This is a genomic window from Paenibacillus sp. FSL K6-2393, from assembly GCF_038002545.1.
Classification (GTDB): Bacteria; Bacillota; Bacilli; order Paenibacillales; family Paenibacillaceae; genus Paenibacillus.
On the sequence record NZ_JBBOCU010000002.1, the window covers coordinates 296,182 to 314,688 of the forward strand.

The 18,507-nt window shown below is 49.0% G+C and carries 9 protein-coding genes, 6 tRNA genes and 3 rRNA genes; 17 read left to right on the forward strand and 1 reads right to left on the reverse strand.

The window, feature by feature from the left end:
* The first annotated feature begins 176 nt into the window (after nucleotides 1–176).
* The gene (locus MHI14_RS28410) at nucleotides 177–995 is read left to right on the forward strand and encodes an endonuclease/exonuclease/phosphatase family protein (RefSeq protein ID WP_133387229.1); all 819 of its coding nucleotides are present in this window, start codon (nucleotides 177–179) and stop codon (nucleotides 993–995) included.
* A 162-nt stretch (nucleotides 996–1,157) separates the two neighbouring features.
* Here MHI14_RS28410 and MHI14_RS28415 read toward each other — a convergent pair whose 3' ends face one another.
* Nucleotides 1,158–1,985 carry a methyl-accepting chemotaxis protein gene (locus tag MHI14_RS28415; RefSeq protein WP_133387228.1) on the reverse strand — a complete coding sequence of 276 codons (828 nt, stop codon included), beginning with the start codon at nucleotides 1,983–1,985 and terminating at the stop codon, nucleotides 1,158–1,160.
* 370 nt (nucleotides 1,986–2,355) lie between these two features.
* Between MHI14_RS28415 and MHI14_RS28420 the strand changes: the two genes are divergently transcribed.
* The 16 genes from MHI14_RS28420 (at nucleotide 2,356) to MHI14_RS28495 (ending at nucleotide 18,500) form a co-directional block, all read left to right on the forward strand.
* Nucleotides 2,356–4,599, forward strand: a complete 2,244-nt coding sequence (locus MHI14_RS28420) for a glycoside hydrolase family 88/105 protein (RefSeq protein ID WP_289392651.1) — start codon at nucleotides 2,356–2,358, stop codon at nucleotides 4,597–4,599.
* Between the two features lie 342 nt (nucleotides 4,600–4,941).
* Entirely contained in the window at nucleotides 4,942–6,282 is a 1,341-nt protein-coding gene (locus tag MHI14_RS28425) for an ABC transporter substrate-binding protein (RefSeq protein WP_341131844.1), read from the forward strand.
* A gap of 47 nt (nucleotides 6,283–6,329) precedes the next feature.
* The gene (locus MHI14_RS28430; protein ID WP_206105824.1) at nucleotides 6,330–7,280 is read left to right on the forward strand and encodes a carbohydrate ABC transporter permease; all 951 of its coding nucleotides are present in this window, start codon (nucleotides 6,330–6,332) and stop codon (nucleotides 7,278–7,280) included.
* Nucleotides 7,277–8,125 (forward strand): carbohydrate ABC transporter permease, encoded by an 849-nt coding sequence (locus MHI14_RS28435; RefSeq protein WP_036616400.1) that lies wholly within the window; start codon nucleotides 7,277–7,279, stop codon nucleotides 8,123–8,125. The genes MHI14_RS28430 and MHI14_RS28435 overlap by 4 nt, the downstream gene beginning before the upstream one ends.
* Before the next feature lie 28 nt (nucleotides 8,126–8,153).
* A complete protein-coding gene (locus MHI14_RS28440; protein ID WP_091038745.1) occupies nucleotides 8,154–10,022 on the forward strand; it encodes a sensor histidine kinase in 1,869 nt (622 codons plus the stop codon).
* Complete coding sequence (locus MHI14_RS28445; RefSeq protein ID WP_091038746.1) at nucleotides 10,022–11,623, forward strand: response regulator; 1,602 nt, start codon at nucleotides 10,022–10,024, stop codon at nucleotides 11,621–11,623. Before MHI14_RS28440 ends, MHI14_RS28445 begins: the two co-directional genes overlap by 1 nt.
* Before the next feature lie 52 nt (nucleotides 11,624–11,675).
* Nucleotides 11,676–12,221, forward strand: coding sequence for a GNAT family N-acetyltransferase (locus MHI14_RS28450; protein WP_091038769.1), 546 nt, complete (start codon nucleotides 11,676–11,678; stop codon nucleotides 12,219–12,221).
* Between the two features lie 631 nt (nucleotides 12,222–12,852).
* Nucleotides 12,853–14,405 (forward strand): 16S ribosomal RNA (locus MHI14_RS28455).
* Between the two features lie 310 nt (nucleotides 14,406–14,715).
* Nucleotides 14,716–17,644 (forward strand): 23S ribosomal RNA (locus MHI14_RS28460).
* A 75-nt stretch (nucleotides 17,645–17,719) separates the two neighbouring features.
* Nucleotides 17,720–17,836, forward strand: a 5S ribosomal RNA gene (gene rrf / locus MHI14_RS28465).
* Together the 16S, 23S and 5S rRNA genes with 6 tRNA genes alongside form the textbook arrangement of a ribosomal RNA operon.
* A gap of 38 nt (nucleotides 17,837–17,874) precedes the next feature.
* Nucleotides 17,875–17,948 (forward strand) — tRNA-Ile (locus MHI14_RS28470).
* Between the two features lie 35 nt (nucleotides 17,949–17,983).
* Nucleotides 17,984–18,059: transfer RNA gene (locus tag MHI14_RS28475), tRNA-Ala, on the forward strand.
* 1 nt (nucleotide 18,060) lies between these two features.
* Nucleotides 18,061–18,136: transfer RNA gene (locus MHI14_RS28480), tRNA-Asn, on the forward strand.
* Nucleotides 18,137–18,140: 4 nt separating this feature from the next.
* Nucleotides 18,141–18,212, forward strand: a tRNA-Glu gene (locus tag MHI14_RS28485).
* Between the two features lie 122 nt (nucleotides 18,213–18,334).
* Nucleotides 18,335–18,410 (forward strand) — tRNA-Val (locus MHI14_RS28490).
* A gap of 16 nt (nucleotides 18,411–18,426) precedes the next feature.
* Nucleotides 18,427–18,500, forward strand: a tRNA-Met gene (locus tag MHI14_RS28495).
* Nucleotides 18,501–18,507: the final 7 nt, after the last annotated feature.

Here is an 18,507-nt window from a genome sequence, read left to right on the forward strand (position 1 = left end):
GGTTATGAAGAATTTGAAGTTATTTTAGACCAACTGGAATCAGGATGAACACGTCGGTTCTGCTGGAGGCCGACATGCAAGAATGCACCATATTGTGTATGCTTATGGTATGTATTCCTATCAGGAACGATGCAGGCCGGGGAAACGGCCATATTACACACAACAGGAGAGAGCATATGAAAATACTTACGTTAAACACACACGCTTGGGCGGAAGAGGATCAACTGAACAAGATCAGTCAACTGGCTGATTTTATTAATACACATCAATTTGATGTGATCTCCATGCAGGAGGTCAACCAATCCATGCAGGAAGCGGCGCTTTCTGAAGAAGAACTGAAGATGTATTATGCTACTGAATCCGATGCTGTGATTAAAAAAGACAACTATGCCTACGTTCTGCTTCAGCAGCTGACAGAGCAATATCACTGGACGTGGATTCCCGCGCATGTCGGGTTCCAAAAATACGATGAAGGACTGGCGATCCTTAGCCGGACGCCGATTACACAGGCTTTTGGGGAATACGTGTCCCACATGAGGGATTATAACAATTACCGTACACGCAAGATTGTGGGAATCCAGACGGTCGTCCAAGGTGAAGCAACCTGGTTTGTGAACGGACATTATAACTGGTGGGATGATGCGCAGGAACCTTTTAAGGGACAGTGGGAGTTGACGGAGAGCAAGCTTGCCCCCTACATGGATCAGCCGTTATATATAATGGGTGATTTTAATAATGTCGCGGAAGTGCGTGATGAAGGTTACGATTATATGATGAGCAAAGGATGGAATGACCTGTACACCACAGCATTGCAAAAGGATGAAGGAGCAACCGTGGTGAAGGCCATTGCCGGCTGGGCAGATAACAAACGCGATCTGCGGATCGACTATATTTTCTCCAATCGTCCGATTCAGGCTAAATCTTCTACCGTGGTCTTGAACGGTAAAAACGGACCGGTCGTGTCTGACCATTTTGGCGTAGCTGTAGAGATATAACAGCCATTTGACCATAAACCATAAAGGTGATATCACCGCAAATACGAAACAAAGCCTCCGCTGACTTCCTGCAAAGGGAAGTCGCCGGAGGCTTTTCACATTCTAAATCATTTTCTATGTACATTTCATATCGTTTGTTCTTTCTGTTGTGGAACTGTATTATTATTCGAGCGCCAGCATCTGATGTACAAACTTTTTCAGATTCGCGCTTGTCTCACTAAGCTGTTCGATACTTTCCATGAACTCGGTAACAAGTTTGGCCTGATCCACTGTTGCAGTTGTAATCTGACCGATCTCCTGCTCCATATGTTTCATGGAATCTTGTACACTACCGAGGGATGTTTCGATATCAGCTGCTGCTTGTTTCGTGTGATCCGACAGCTTGCGTACTTCACTGGCAACTACACCGAAGCCGGCTCCCTGATCGCCCACACGAGCTGCCTCGATCATGGCGTTGAGTCCAAGCAGATTGGTTTGTTCCGATACTTCACGAATGACGTTTGTTACTTTAGACACACTGACGGAGTTCTCTGAAGCTTTTTTGGAGTTGCGTAGAATCTCTTCCGATGTCGCGGAGAGTTCTTCGGAATGTGCCGCAATCTGCTGAATGCCGCCGACGAGCGCATTAATGGTCGTTTCATTTTCACGGATCAGCGTTTCCAGTGTCATGTGACTGTCCAGTGCGTAGTTCACACCCAATATACCCACGACCTGATCGTTTTCCTTAATGGGAATAAGGATGGAGTCGAAGGGTCTGCCTTGCAGATCACCAGGCATACGTGCCACGGTACGCGTATCCTTGTTGGTGAGCATTTTGAAATTTTTATAATCGTCATGCAGCTCATCTCCAACCTTCACGCCAATCTCCAGACTTTTTGCTTCGGAAAAATACAATACTTTCTCATGATCATTAATGGATATGGATATGTCGTCACGGAACATTTGGCTAACAAAAGGCATAGCATTTACCAGAGATTCAAGAGTATTCAATGTGCATCTTTCCTTCCCGATACAAAAAGTGGAATTTTTCAATCTAGTATTTATATCGGTAACGTTTTCTCGTTTTTAAACCATTGTTTAAATTTAAGTTAACCTAGAGAGAAAAGGCGGCTAAATCCAATATAATTGTAAGCGTAATCAAAAATCTGTAGCCACCACCGAACATGTCAGTTATACTGGGATTATTATTCGGCTATTCAGAAGATAACCAAGGGACATACCTACTTCCCGGTAAGGGGATTACCCACCTAGGTTAAGCGCTATACTTTATTACTGCATATTAGTTTGGTGCTCCAGTGTGGATGGTATGAATGCAATGATATAAGACTTTATTTCAACGGGAGAAGGATGTGTGCCATCGATGACGACCTATTTCAGTGAACCGCAGAGCATGTATTACCGATTTGGAGAAGATCAGGATCAGGTGTTGAAGGTACTGGCCGAGAGGTATATTGGAGCCAATGCGCAGGCTGATTTTGTATATCGGGTATTCCAGAAGTCTGGTATTTTGCAAAATGAAAAAGGGCTTTATGATCTGAATTTAGGTAAACGCTTTCCTGATGCACCTAAAGACCATATATCCTACGCAGCTGCACTGGTTTGGGGTGACGAGGACCGAAACCTGGATGTGCTGGTCCGTTGTTATGGCCCTGTTCGTTTCTATTTCAATGAGCAGTTGGTCTATCGGTCTACCGTAATGGATGAGATTAGTCCTGATGCAACGGTGAAGCTCAGCATTGACATCAAGCCCGGTTGGAACACCATTTGGCTGGAAATGAAAAATACTCCTGCCGGATTTGGCTGCCAGTTCGGATCAGATGAAGGTAAAGTGCGAATTTTGAATGTATTTGCTCCATTTCAGGAGAGACAGGGGCAAGCGGGGTGGGTATTCTCCCAACCGAACCCAGTCGCGAGTAAGCAACTAGACCTGCTTGGAAAAGAATCAGACTACAGCTTGAACTGGCTGCCTGAGACAGGCTGGTCTGATGAAGATAAAACCAAGCCAGCTTTCGAACGAATATACGGAAATCTTCCTGGAAAACATGCTTATGCTTGGACCCATCTGAACAATAACGATTCAACCGGAAGTCAGGTACGATTGTCAGGTCAATCCTCCGGTTCTCTAAGTATTTGGATTAGCGGCAAGCCTGTGGCGCAAGTGAAAGAGGCAGGACCGTTCGAGGTGGATGTACCAGCCTCTTTTGGACGGAGCGACCTGCTTGTCCGAAGTGAATGCAACGCTACCGAGGGACCTTGGCATTTTAATTTGAACGCAACCGTTTCGGGTAAGCCACTTTCACTGGAGCTTCCTCAGCGTGTACACGGTGCTTCCGGAGAGTCTTGGTTATATGTCGGACCTTTTGAATCGGAGGTTGAACCGGATTTGCAGGATCTGACCCGAACAGACCGAGTGTACCAAACGGGGTTAGAACAGACGTATTGGCGCTTAGATCGCCCGGATGCTTGGATCAGACCTTATTATGAAAATGCCATGTTAAGCAACAAATGGACAGTGGGCAGTGTGACCAATTATGGTCGCTGGGATTATCCATTAGGTGTCACTGTATATGGTCTATTACGGACTGGGCGTTATTTGCAGAGACCGGACATTACACGTTATGCGGCTGAGCATGTGCAGGCATGTACCCAGATGTATGAGTACTCATTATGGGATCGGGAGCAGTACGGTTTCCCTGCAGTCAATCAACAATTGGTCATGCTGAAAATGTTGGATAACTGCGGTTCTTTTGGTTCAGCCATGCTGGAAGCGTATTCAGAGTGTCATGAACCAACGTTTCTTCCGATTGCTGAACGGATTGCAGATTTCATGCTTTCCCGTCTGGAACGGCAGGAGGATGGGGCATTTTATCGCACATGTGTAGGGGAGTATGCCGAGAATACCATGTGGGCAGATGACCTCTATATGAGCACGCCGTTTCTCGTTCGTTATGCACGGGTGACAGGCAACTCAGCCGCATTGGATGAAGCCGCCAGACAATTTTCATTGTATAGGAAGTATCTGTTTATGCCTGAGTTCAAGATCATGTCCCATGTGTATGATTTCAAATACGGGCAGGCAACGCAGATTCCATGGGGACGGGGGAATGGCTGGACACTGTTTTCCTTGACGGAGGTACTGGAAGCTTTGCCAGCAGAGCATCCCGAGCGCCCGGCTCTAATTAATTTCTTCAACGAGCTGTGTGAAGGGTACGCAGCGCTTCAAGGGGAAAGCGGGTTGTGGCATCAGGTGTTGAATGTTCCGCAGACGTATGAAGAAGCCTCCTGCACGGCGATGTTTGCCTATGGTTTTGCGAGAGGTGTACGCTTTGGCTGGTTCAAAGACCCTGAAGTTTACGTCACAGCTGCCGAGCGGGCTTGGAAGGGACTCATCTGCAAAGCCATTGACCGTCAAGGGAATGTGCATGGCGTGTGTAGCGGATCACGATATGCGTTTACGGCAGAATATTATGATCAGGACTTGCGTACCGTCACCAATGACAATCACGGAATAGGCATTATGATGCTGGCAGGAACTGAGGTAGCCAAAATGAAGAAACATCTGGCTGAGCACAGGGTATCTTCACCTGCCGTCTCACATTCCTGACAGACCATATCTATACGGAATACAACGGGGGTGGGTGGTGACAGCTCATCGCCACGCAATGAGTCTGATTGATGTAAAAGAGATATGAGGTCTGATTTTCATACATTGTTCCTATACAACAAGTTGTCTTCTGCTCCACGTAATACGGTTGTATACCCGTAATCATATCTGAGACGGGAACATCACCGCCGGGAATGGTATTCCCGGTGGTTTTTGATTCCTTCAACTCCTTACTTTTTTGACAGGAAAGCTTACTTTTGTTTATGTCATGTGCAGCAATGGACCGATACAATAGATTTTGTAAGCGATTCCATAGATGCAAGAAGGGGAGGAAATTCATTTATGATGATTACAAAAAAGTGGGTAACCCTGTTCTGCCTGTCCCTGTTATTGTTCGCTACAGCCTGTTCTGGAGGGGCCACCGATACACCATCTTCTTCTGGAGAAGCAAGTGGAAGTGAAGGAGATTCATCAGGCAAGATTGAACTGCGCATGAATTGGTGGGGATCACAGACTAGACATGATTTGACGACCAAAGTGATCCAATTGTTTGAAGAGAAACATCCGGGAATCACCATTAAACCTGAATACTCCGGTTGGGATGGTTATTTTGACAAATTGACTACACAGGTAGCCGGTTCGAATGCACCAGATATCATCCAGATGGATTACGCATTTCTGACTGACTTTGCCCGGCGTGGGGCCTTGCTTGACCTGACCCCGTTTGCAGAGAGCAAAGAGCTGCGGACAGAGGACCATGATCAGAGCATGATTACAGCCGGATCAATTGACGATAAATTATATGCGATTACCCTCGGAGTAAACGCACCAGGTGTCATATATGACGCCACCGTATTTCAGGAATTAGGTATTGAAGAACCACAAGAGAGCTGGACATGGAAGGACTTTGGAGATATTGCAACCAAGATTGCCGCAGCCAAAGGTGAGGGGTTCTATGGATCTGCAGACATTTCCGGTACAACAAACATGTTTGAAGTGTTTATCCGGCAATCCGGGAAAGGATTGTTCGACGGTGGCACAATGACCGCTACCAGCGAGGAGCTTCAGCAATGGTTCGATATGTGGGGCGCACTACGCGAGAATGGTGGAGTGACCACAGCGGAGATAACGGCATCCACAACCAATGCGCTGGAGACACGCCCGATCTCGCTAGGTACAGCTGCCATGGATTTTGCATGGTCCAATCAATTGCTGACATTCCAGCAGGTGAACAAAAACCAGGATCATAAGCTTGGCATACAAGTGCTTCCGCATGGTGTTAACGAGAAGCAAATTGGCGAGTACCTGAAACCAGGCCAGTTCCTCTCCGGTTATGGCAAAACCAAACATCCAAAGGAAGTTGCCATGTTCATTGATTTCATGGTCAATGATCCGGAAGCAACCGCTATTCTTGGTTCTGAACGTGGTGTGCCGGTTAACTCCAGCATTCGTGAGCAGATGCAGCCAACGCTGCCGGAAGCGGAGCAAGTCATTTTCCAATTTATCGATACCGTATCGAAGCACTCCAGTGAGATTGATCCACCGTACCCGCAAGGATTTGCTGAAGTGGACACAAGTTTCAAGAGCGCAAGCGAGCAGATCGCTTTCGGTCAAGGCAATACGCCAGATGTCATTGCCCAGTTTATTGAAGGAGCCAAGGCTACGCTTGGATCGAGTCAATAACGATTGAAACTGTCTCAGACTTCTAATTCTGCGGGGAGGTTGCGAAGATGACGACATCACAGGTCAGTCAAGCCCGAATCGAGCGTGTAGCTACCCGGCGGGTCAAACGGAGATATGCGCATAATGGAGCCGCGCTTCTGTTTCTCGCCCCATGGCTTGTCGGATTGTTATTTCTCACCTTGGGTCCAATGTTGGTATCCTTGTACATTTCGTTCACCGATTACAGTATCCTGGCCGCCCCTTCCTGGGTCGGTCTGGATAACTACACAACGATGTTTACATCGGATAAACTGTTCACCCAGTCGCTCAAAGTCACCTTCACGTATGTCGCTGTATCCGTACCGGTCAAGTTGATCTTTGCGCTGCTTGTAGCGATGTTGCTCAATAAAGGGATTCGAGGATTAGGTATTTATCGGACAGTGTATTACATCCCAACATTGCTTGGAGGTAGCGTGGCGATTGCAATGTTGTGGCGTAAAATGCTGGGTGGGGACGGGCTACTCAATAGTGTGCTTGCCATGGTGGGCATTAAGGCGCCCGATTGGGTGGCTAATCCGAAGTATGCCCTGTACTCCATCGTCCTGTTATCCGTATGGCAGTTTGGATCATCCATGATTATTTTCCTGGCAGGTTTGAAGCAGATTCCACCTGAATATGATGAAGCCTCAGCGGTAGATGGTGCAGGTCCTCTGCGGAGATTCTTCTATATAACGTTGCCGATTCTGTCACCCGTTATCTTCTTCAATCTCGTCATGCAACTGATTACGTCTTTTCAATCATTCACACAGGCTTTTGTTATCAGTAATGGTAGCGGAGGACCAGTGAACTCAACCTTAATGTACTCTCTGTATCTGTACAAAAAAGGATTCTCATTCTTTCAGATGGGTTATGCTTCCGCGATGGCCTGGGTGCTGGTTATCCTGATTGGCGTATTTACATTGCTCGTATTCCGCAGCAGCAAGCTGTGGGTGCACTATGAGGATGGTGGGAAATCATGATTGGACAACGGAACTCTACAGCATGGGTCGTCAGCAAACATGTGTTAATCTCAGGCATCGCCTTTGTCATGCTCTACCCGATCCTCTGGATGCTGGGCAGTTCATTTAAACCGGGACATATGATCTTTACGGAGACCTGGTTTTGGCCACAGGAATGGAATTGGCAAAATTATATGAATGGCTGGTCGGGTATTCAGGGCAATCCGTTCTCCCGCTTCCTGACCAACTCTGTCATCCTGTCGCTTGGTGCCGTGCTGGGCAATGTCATCTCCTGCTCAATGGCGGCATATGCCTTCGCCCGACTGAATTTTCGTTTCAAAGCCATCTGCTTTGGCCTGATGCTCATGACAATCATGCTGCCCCATCATGTGACGCTGATCCCGCAGTATATTCTCTTCAACCACCTGGAGTGGGTGAATACGTATCTGCCACTTGTCGTGCCAAAATGGCTGGCGACCGACGCCTTCTTCATTTTCCTCATGGTACAGTTCTTCCGGGGATTGCCCAAAGAGCTGGATGAAGCGGCAACTATTGATGGATGCGGTCCTGTGAAAATATACACCAAAATCATCATTCCACTTGCTTTTCCAGCGCTGGTTACCACGATGATCTTTACGTTCTTGTGGACATGGGATGACTTCTTCAGTCAGTTGATCTACTTGAGTGACGTGAGCAAATACACCGTGCCGCTGGGTCTGCGTTTGTTCCTTGATTCCAGTTCTCAATCCGATTGGGGTCCGATGTTTGCCATGTCGGTGTTATCGCTGGTGCCATGTTTTATCGTATTTATCGTGTGTCAAAAGTACTTCGTGGAAGGAATCGCGACCTCTGGGCTCAAAGGGTAATTCCAAGACGAAACGAGTTGATTTTTCCATGGGGAAAGGAAGATGGTCTTCATTCATTAATCAAAAGCTGCAACAAAGCAAGCTCTCCACGTTGATGGTGACTTGCTTTATTGCGTTTAACCTGTTGCTTGTCTCGGTTGTTGTCTGGCTGGCATATCAGTCTTTCTCTGCGGTCACATTTGCCGAGATTAGCAAAGCGCGTCTGGCTCTTCTGAACGAAAGCACACGTCGGGGATTTGATTTTATCACAGGGGTAACCGGAACTGCCTACGGTTTGGCAAGCAATCGGGAACTGTCCAATCTGCTCGAAAAGGCCGATACAGGCAGGCTTTCACAGATTCACCAGCGGAGAGAGGTCTCTCGAATCCTGGATCATACCATGGTTGTGAGTGAAGGCATCACCTCCATTGAATTGTATACGGATGTCTTTAATGAAGTGACAGTCACTATGGCTGATCGCATATTTCCGGTGGACACCATCACACACGACTCTTGGTTTGCTACGCTGGAAAAGGCTGATGCAGCTTGGGTTCCGTTGCGTGAGAACGAATCGGGCCAATCCCTGGTCGGATACGCTCAGCGGATTTTTGATAGTCGGGGCGGAACGGTTGCCTATGTGCTCATTCGACTGAGCAGAGCGGACATCGTACGCAGGTTTGCTGATGTACCCATGGTGCTTGATGGAAAAGTGTTGTTGGTCGATACGGCTGGTAATGTCGTAATGCAGATGGGGAGAGTTGATCCAACAGGGGAGAATGGACGAGCGGATAGAAGAAATGAAGCGAGTACAATTCAAGAAACGGTTGAAGCTTTAAATTCATCTTCTTCTATTATAGATAGTGCATGGATTCAGGAACATGTCCAACCAGGTGCAGACGGATACGAAGTAGTTTCCGGACAACCCGGAGGTGCACAATTGGTGCTGTACTCCAGGCCAGCCATGCTTCAGTGGCGCCTCGTACAGACTATTCCGGTATATACACTGTTATCTCCGCTTAGACAAGCGGGCTGGCAGATCCTCGGCATCGCGGTGCTGGGACTATTATGCTCAGCTGTGCTTGCGTACCTGTTTGTAAGGCAGATCATCCGCCCACTGCGACAATTGATCAAGCGAATGAGACAACTGGAGAAAGGGGACTTCGATACCCGGGTACAGCTTTCGTTTACGGAGGAATATGCCCACTTGGCTTATGGCTTTAATCACATGGCTTCACAGCTCACAACGCTGATGGAACAGGTGAAGGAGGAGAGCCGGGCCAAGCGTGAAGCCCAGACGGGCTTGCTTGAGGCCCAGATCAAACCCCATTTTCTATACAACACCCTCGACATGATCCACTGGCGTGCACTCGATTACGAAGCCAAGGATATCAGTCGCATGATTGTGCAGCTCAGTAAGCTGTTACGGATCGGACTGAGTGGAGGGAGATTGTTTATTCGGGTTCGAGATGAGTTGGAGCATGCCCGTTGCTACGTGAACATACAGGCAGAGCGGCTGCCGTTCTCCATTCAATATCAGGAGCAGATCGATCCGCGTATTCGCGGTTGTTATATTCCCAAAATCATTTTGCAGCCCTTTATCGAAAATGCCGTTATGCACGGGCACCCTGAAGAAGGCACACTTCGAATTCAGGTACATATGCACGAAGTGGAAGGCCCGCAGGAGGATATCGTCATTCGTATCACGGACAATGGGCGGGGGTTGCCGGAGGGGTGGAAACTCGAAGAGACGTGTGGCATCGGTGTACGGAATGTACATCAGCGCATTCAGTTATATTGCGGGAAGAGGTATGGCGTTCAACTGGGCGATAGAGAGTCAGGTGGCGTGGAAGTGACCATTACGCTGCCGCGTATTGAGACCGACGAGCAATTAAATCTATGGCTGGACGGTGAAAAGTGATGAAGACCATTATGCTTGTTGATGACGATCCTCATATTGTAAAGGCATTAACAGATCATATCGATTGGCCTTCTCTGGGCCTCAGCATTGCAGGCACTGCATCCAATGGCTTGCATGCACTGGAGCTGTTTCACAGCATGCATCCAGATGTCGTTATGACTGACGTCTATCTACCGGGGATGACCGGGCTTGAGATCACACAGACGTTGCGACGTGACCATCCCCACCTGCCGATCATCATTCTTAGTGGATATGACGAATTCGAGAACGCCCGGGCAGCCATGCGCTGGGGGGTGAATCACTTTTTGCTGAAGCCGGCAGAGGTTGAGGAGATTGAGTCTGTGCTGCGGGAGGTGCTACTGGAACAAGATGTGCGAGAGCGGCATGAGCGACTGGAGCAGACGTACAAGCAGGAGGTCGGACGGGTACTTCCGTATTTGCGCAAACAATTTCTTCACGAACTGTTGACTACGCGATATCGGGCAGACGAGCTGCCTAAAGAACGCATGGACTATATAGGCATTCATATGTCCTCACAGACACGCGCAATTAGTCTGCAACTGAATCGCCCCGTATTTTTGACACGAATGAAAGAACGGGATTGGCAGCTTCTTCGCTATGGGGCGGCCGATATTATTCAGGAGACGGTGAAGGAGCAAGCGGCGCGCATGAATGGTCAGGTAGAGATTGTTGATTATTCGGATCAGGTATTTGTGTTGCTTCTATTAGGAGATAAAGATCATCTGGAGGAATGTCTGCCACTTGTGGAGCGGATGATCGATCAGATCTTTACGTATCTGAAAATTGAAGTGAGTGCTGGAATCGGGAGATCCAAGAGTCACCCCTGTGAGGTGATAGATTCTTATCTCGAGAGCAGGGAAGCGGTGGAAACAGCAGAGTTTCAAGGTGGAAGTCGTATCTACCACTATGAAGCGTCCGAGGATACAGAACCAAGTGTGACCGATTATTCAGTATTGCTTCGTCAATGGAATGAGGCTTGGGCGGATATTAGACCTGATCTGGCGGAAGAGGTATGGCATCATATTTGCCTTTTGCTGAAAGAGGGCAACTGTGTTGGCATACAGGATGTACAGGTGGTGGCCGTCAGTCTGTTTGACACGTTGATTCATAGCTGGAACCGACTTCACCCGATGTTACCCCCGCCGCTGACGATGAGTGATTTTTTGCGTGAAATTCAATCGAAATATGCGTTGCATGATCTGGTAAGCTGGATGGATCGTATTATCTGCAACTGGCTGGAACAGATCCGCAAGGAGATGGGCGAGAAGAAAAGCAATAAACTTATCGAGCAGGTGAAACAGTATGTGGAGCTGCATTATGCCGAAGAGATTAGTTTTGAAGCGATAGCCAAGGGATTATTTGTACATCCGAAGTATCTGAGTCAACTGTTCAAAAGAGTGACCGGTGAGAATTTTGTGAGTTATTTGAACGGGTACCGAATTCAGAGAGCGTTGGAACTGTTGCAGTCGGGACATTACATGGTATATGAGGTGAGCGAGATGACCGGGTTCCGTAATGCGACGTATTTCAGCCAGGTGTTCAAAATGCTGACGGGCAAGAGTCCGTCTGAGGTGGGGTAGAGTGATACAGTTAAAGTATTTTAAATAAAGTGGAAGAGGCGGAATGGTTCTTATGATTATCAATCAGCAGGAATATAACATTAAAGGCTTGTCTTACTTCATTAGATTGGCAGAGGAAAAAGATGCTGAGGCCCTGTCTTCACTTCGTGTACAAATGGACGGGGAAACCGAGAACATGGATCGTGAAGAGGGCGAGGCTTATATCGACGCAGCCGGGTTTAGGCGGATCATCCATTTGGACACTGAGAAATCACGGAATCTGTTCCTTGTTGCTGTAGAGGCGGGAGAGATTGTGGGGTACTCCCGATGTGAAGGCAGAGAGTTGAAGCGCTTTTGCCATAAGGTTGAGTTCGGCGTGTGTGTAACCAGACAGTTCTGGGGACATGGAATTGGCAAGAACTTGCTGGAGAAGTCGATAGAATGGGCAGACCAGACTGGTGTAGAGAAGATGACGTTGAACGTGCTGGCATCCAACGATAAGGCAATCGAGCTATATCAAAAGTGCGGCTTTGGGATCGAAGGCATTTTGAAAAAGGATCGGCGACACGCGGATGGACAGTATCATGACACGATAGTGATGGGCAGATTTAAAGACTAATAGTATAAAAAGTGAAAAGCACAATCTATATAAAGCCCACAGGCTATGGAGTTCATTTATTAGATTTGATACCGACAGAATAGATAGCAGCGTTATTGAGTAGAGGTATTATGTTTCTTATTTTATAGAACGAATGTAATGATGTTGAATGGGTCTGTTCACAACCTATATTGAGACAGGTTAGACTGGTGAGTGTATATAGGATATAGTAAGAGGATATTGCCATTGGAAAAAGAGATTATGAAGAGATTGAATCAAATATATAGTTAGTTTGCTGATGGGATATTTTACAAGTAGTAATTGTATTGTGTATATGATATATTCTATTTCCTGCCAAAAAAACACGAGAAACAAAGTGCCGCAGGCAAAACAAATAAGCTTCGAAAGAAACTTAAAAAAAGAGCTTGCTAAGTTGGATCGGAAGTGTTATGATATAAAAGTTGCTGAGGAGAACAACGCTCGGTAACAAAACAAGTTTGATCTTTGAAAACTGAACAACGAGTGAGTAAACATTCTGCTTGCAGAATGAACGCGAAAGTTCGAGATAAGCCTTGGCTTGAATCGGCTGGAGCACAAATGAGATTTTTAATCTCGTCAGATTCAAAATGAGCTTATCGCTCTTTTCAATACTTTATTGGAGAGTTTGATCCTGGCTCAGGACGAACGCTGGCGGCATGCCTAATACATGCAAGTCGAGCGGACTTGATGAGAAGCTTGCTTCTCTGATGGTTAGCGGCGGACGGGTGAGTAACACGTAGGCAACCTGCCCTCAAGTTTGGGACAACTACCGGAAACGGTAGCTAATACCGAATAGTTGTTTTCTTCGCCTGAAGGAAACTGGAAAGACGGAGCAATCTGTCACTTGGGGATGGGCCTGCGGCGCATTAGCTAGTTGGTGGGGTAACGGCTCACCAAGGCGACGATGCGTAGCCGACCTGAGAGGGTGATCGGCCACACTGGGACTGAGACACGGCCCAGACTCCTACGGGAGGCAGCAGTAGGGAATCTTCCGCAATGGGCGAAAGCCTGACGGAGCAATGCCGCGTGAGTGATGAAGGTTTTCGGATCGTAAAGCTCTGTTGCCAGGGAAGAACGCTTGGGAGAGTAACTGCTCTCAAGGTGACGGTACCTGAGAAGAAAGCCCCGGCTAACTACGTGCCAGCAGCCGCGGTAATACGTAGGGGGCAAGCGTTGTCCGGAATTATTGGGCGTAAAGCGCGCGCAGGCGGTCATTTAAGTCTGGTGTTTAATCCCGGGGCTCAACCCCGGATCGCACTGGAAACTGGGTGACTTGAGTGCAGAAGAGGAGAGTGGAATTCCACGTGTAGCGGTGAAATGCGTAGATATGTGGAGGAACACCAGTGGCGAAGGCGACTCTCTGGGCTGTAACTGACGCTGAGGCGCGAAAGCGTGGGGAGCAAACAGGATTAGATACCCTGGTAGTCCACGCCGTAAACGATGAGTGCTAGGTGTTAGGGGTTTCGATACCCTTGGTGCCGAAGTTAACACATTAAGCACTCCGCCTGGGGAGTACGGTCGCAAGACTGAAACTCAAAGGAATTGACGGGGACCCGCACAAGCAGTGGAGTATGTGGTTTAATTCGAAGCAACGCGAAGAACCTTACCAGGTCTTGACATCTGAATGACCGGTGCAGAGATGTACCTTTTCTTCGGAACATTCAAGACAGGTGGTGCATGGTTGTCGTCAGCTCGTGTCGTGAGATGTTGGGTTAAGTCCCGCAACGAGCGCAACCCTTATATTTAGTTGCCAGCATTTCGGATGGGCACTCTAGATAGACTGCCGGTGACAAACCGGAGGAAGGTGGGGATGACGTCAAATCATCATGCCCCTTATGACCTGGGCTACACACGTACTACAATGGCCGGTACAACGGGCTGCGAAATCGCGAGATGGAGCCAATCCCAACAAAGCCGGTCTCAGTTCGGATTGCAGGCTGCAACTCGCCTGCATGAAGTCGGAATTGCTAGTAATCGCGGATCAGCATGCCGCGGTGAATACGTTCCCGGGTCTTGTACACACCGCCCGTCACACCACGAGAGTTTATAACACCCGAAGTCGGTGGGGTAACCGCAAGGAGCCAGCCGCCGAAGGTGGGATAGATGATTGGGGTGAAGTCGTAACAAGGTAGCCGTATCGGAAGGTGCGGCTGGATCACCTCCTTTCTATGGAGAATCGTTTCCCGAGTGGAAACATTCAAATAGCAGACTAGATCTGCACAAACTACTCACTCGTTGTTCGGTTTTGAGAGCTCAAACTCTCAAAACAGCTTGCTTTTGCATGGAGCTTGTTCTTTGAAAACTAGATATCGAAACGAAACAAACGCGAATTAGAACATTCCTTTAAGCTGATCTTGTGTAAACAAGTGAAGTGTTTTTATAAGGTAGATTGCACGTACGATGGTATCGAATGGGAGCGACTTTTGGCTTTGCGTAAGCAAAACAAGGGAAGCGAGCAGTCGAAACCGGAGCACGAGGTTAAGCTACTAAGAGCACACGGAGGATGCCTAGGCGCTAGGAGCCGATGAAGGACGTGGCGAACAACGAAACTGCCTCGGGGAGCTGTAAGCAAGCTTTGATCCGGGGGTGTCCGAATGGGGAAACCCAGCTGGGGTAATTTCCAGTTACTCATAACTGAATACATAGGTTATGTAGAGGCATACCAGGGGAACTGAAACATCTAAGTACCCTGAGGAAGAGAAAACAATAGTGATTCCGTCAGTAGCGGCGAGCGAACGCGGAGAAGCCCAAACCAGAGAGCTTGCTCTTTGGGGTTGTGGGACGTCTCACATGGAGTTACAAAGGAACCGGTTAAGCGAAGAGGTCTGGAAAGGCCCGCCAAAGAAGGTAAAAGCCCTGTAGTTGAAAGTCTGTTCCCTCCGAGACGGATCCCGAGTAGTGCGGGGCACGTGAAACCCCGTATGAATCCGGCAGGACCATCTGCCAAGGCTAAATACTTCCTAGCGACCGATAGTGAAGCAGTACCGTGAGGGAAAGGTGAAAAGCACCCCGGAAGGGGAGTGAAATAGAACCTGAAACCGTGTGCTTACAAAAAGTCAGAGCCCGTTTTAGGGGTGATGGCGTGCCTTTTGTAGAATGAACCGGCGAGTTACGTTCCCGTGCAAGGTTAAGGTGAAGAGCCGGAGCCGCAGCGAAAGCGAGTCTGAATAGGGCGAATGAGTACGTGGACGTAGACCCGAAACCGGGTGATCTACCCCTGTCCAGGGTGAAGGTGCGGTAACACGCACTGGAGGCCCGAACCCACGCATGTTGAAAAATGCGGGGATGAGGTGGGGGTAGCGGAGAAATTCCAATCGAACTCGGAGATAGCTGGTTCTCCCCGAAATAGCTTTAGGGCTAGCCTCGGAAAACAGAGTCGTGGAGGTAGAGCACTGATTGGGTGCGGGGCCCGCAAGGGTTACCAAGCTCAGTCAAACTCCGAATGCCATAGACTTACTTCCGGGAGTCAGACAGTGAGTGCTAAGATCCATTGTCAAAAGGGAAACAGCCCAGACCATCAGCTAAGGTCCCCAAGTGTGTGTTAAGTGGGAAAGGATGTGGAGTTGCACAGACAACCAGGATGTTGGCTTAGAAGCAGCCACCATTGAAAGAGTGCGTAATAGCTCACTGGTCGAGTGACTCTGCGCCGAAAATGTAACGGGGCTAAACACACCACCGAAGCTATGGCTTGATGCTTTGCATCAGGGGTAGGGGAGCGTTGTATAAGGGTTGAAGGTGTACCGTAAGGAGCGCTGGACATTATACAAGTGAGAATGCCGGTATGAGTAACGAAAAGATCAGTGAGAATCTGATCCGCCGAAAGCCTAAGGGTTCCTGAGGAAGGCTCGTCCGCTCAGGGTAAGTCGGGACCTAAGGCGAGGCCGAAAGGCGTAGTCGAAGGACAACAGGTCGAAATTCCTGTACCACCGTAAGCCGTTATGAGCAATGGGGGGACGCAGTAGGGTAGTGACGCGGACTGATGGATGTCCGTCTAAGCAGTGAGGCTGATGTGTAGGCAAATCCGCACATCATTAAGGCTGAGCTGTGATGGGGAGCGAAAATTATAGTAGCGAAGGTCATGATCTCACACTGCCAAGAAAAGCCTCTAGCCAGGTGAAGGTGCCCGTACCGCAAACCGACACAGGTAGGCGAGAAGAGTATTCTAAGGCGCGCGGAAGAACTCTCGTTAAGGAACTCGGCAAAATGACCCCGTAACTTCGGGAGAAGGGGTGCCCCGGTAGTGTGAATAGCACGAGGGGGCCGCAGTGAAAAGGCCCAAGCGACTGTTTAGCAAAAACACAGGTCTGTGCGAAGCCGTAAGGCGAAGTATACGGGCTGACGCCTGCCCGGTGCTGGAAGGTTAAGGGGAGTGGTTAGGGAGTAATCCCGAAGCTGTGAACCGAAGCCCCAGTAAACGGCGGCCGTAACTATAACGGTCCTAAGGTAGCGAAATTCCTTGTCAGGTAAATTCTGACCCGCACGAATGGCGTAACGACTTGGGCGCTGTCTCAACGAGAGATCCGGTGAAATTTTAATACCTGTGAAGATGCAGGTTACCCGCGACAAGACGGAAAGACCCCATGGAGCTTTACTGCAGCTTGATATTGAATTTGGGTACGATCTGTACAGGATAGGTGGGAGCCTTTGAAACGTGAGCGCCAGCTTGCGTGGAGGCAACGTTGGGATACCACCCTGATCGTATCTAGGTTCTAACCTGGTACCGTAATCCGGTGCGGGGACAGTGTCAGGTGGGCAGTTTGACTGGGGCGGTCGCCTCCTAAAGAGTAACGGAGGCGCCCAAAGGTTCCCTCAGAATGGTTGGAAATCATTCGAAGAGTGCAAAGGCATAAGGGAGCTTGACTGCGAGACCTACAAGTCGAGCAGGGACGAAAGTCGGGCTTAGTGATCCGGTGGTACCGCATGGAAGGGCCATCGCTCAACGGATAAAAGCTACCCTGGGGATAACAGGCTTATCTCCCCCAAGAGTCCACATCGACGGGGAGGTTTGGCACCTCGATGTCGGCTCATCGCATCCTGGGGCTGAAGTAGGTCCCAAGGGTTGGGCTGTTCGCCCATTAAAGCGGTACGCGAGCTGGGTTCAGAACGTCGTGAGACAGTTCGGTCCCTATCTGTCGTGGGCGTAGGAAATTTGAGAGGAGCTGTCCTTAGTACGAGAGGACCGGGATGGACGTACCGCTGGTGTACCAGTTGTTCCGCCAGGAGCACCGCTGGGTAGCTATGTACGGACGGGATAAACGCTGAAAGCATCTAAGCGTGAAGCCCCCCTCAAGATGAGATTTCCCAGTATGTAAGACCCCTTGAAGACGACGAGGTAGATAGGCTGGGGGTGGAAGTGCAGCAATGCATGGAGCTGACCAGTACTAATCGGTCGAGGGCTTATCCAATAGCAAGTTCTAAATCGCATGTTTCGTTTCGAATCTAGTTTTCAGAGAACAACACTCTGAAATGTAAGCTACGCGTTTGGTGGCGATGGCGGAGGGGTTCCACACGTACCCATCCCGAACACGACCGTTAAGCCCTCTAGCGCCGATGGTACTTGGACCGCAGGGTCCTGGGAGAGTAGGACGCCGCCAAGCGAAACCCCAATGGGGTATTTTTTTTCGAAAATTGATAAGGGCCCTTAGCTCAGTTGGTTAGAGCGCACCTCTGATAAGGGTGAGGCCGGTGGTTCGAGTCCACCAGGGCCCATAGCAAGACCACAACAAAGAAATACACCAGAGTATGGGGCCATAGCTCAGCTGGGAGAGCGCCTGCCTTGCAAGCAGGAGGTCAGCGGTTCGATCCCGCTTGGCTCCACCATTCCCTGATAGCTCAGTTGGTAGAGCACTCGACTGTTAATCGAGTTGTCACAGGTTCGAGCCCTGTTCGGGGAGCCAGTAAGGCCCGTTGGTCAAGGGGTTAAGACACCTCCCTTTCACGGAGGTAACAGGGGTTCGAATCCCCTACGGGTCATAGCAATACCTATTGCTTCAACAAGGGATGAGAATCCCAAAGGTTCGTCGGAGGATGTACTTCGATAGCAACAGCTTCGCAGTCTCGAACGAAGTGAGAGTATCCCCTACGGGTCATAAAATGGAGGCTTAGCTCAGCTGGGAGAGCATCTGCCTTACAAGCAGAGGGTCGGGGGTTCGATCCCCTCAGCCTCCACCATATAACTTTATAACGACGCGGGGTGGAGCAGCCCGGTAGCTCGTCGGGCTCATAACCCGAAGGCCGCAGGTTCAAATCCTGCCCCCGCAATTATACT

Coding starts and splice junctions, on each gene's coding strand:
- MHI14_RS28440 (WP_091038745.1), top strand. CDS start 8,154: ATGGGGAAAGGAAGATGGTCTTCATTCATTAATCAAAAGCTGCAACAA.
- MHI14_RS28425 (WP_341131844.1), top strand. CDS start 4,942: ATGATGATTACAAAAAAGTGGGTAACCCTGTTCTGCCTGTCCCTGTTA.
- MHI14_RS28445 (WP_091038746.1), top strand. CDS start 10,022: ATGAAGACCATTATGCTTGTTGATGACGATCCTCATATTGTAAAGGCA.
- MHI14_RS28435 (WP_036616400.1), top strand. CDS start 7,277: ATGATTGGACAACGGAACTCTACAGCATGGGTCGTCAGCAAACATGTG.
- MHI14_RS28410 (WP_133387229.1), top strand. CDS start 177: ATGAAAATACTTACGTTAAACACACACGCTTGGGCGGAAGAGGATCAA.
- MHI14_RS28430 (WP_206105824.1), top strand. CDS start 6,330: ATGACGACATCACAGGTCAGTCAAGCCCGAATCGAGCGTGTAGCTACC.
- MHI14_RS28450 (WP_091038769.1), top strand. CDS start 11,676: ATGATTATCAATCAGCAGGAATATAACATTAAAGGCTTGTCTTACTTC.
- MHI14_RS28420 (WP_289392651.1), top strand. CDS start 2,356: ATGACGACCTATTTCAGTGAACCGCAGAGCATGTATTACCGATTTGGA.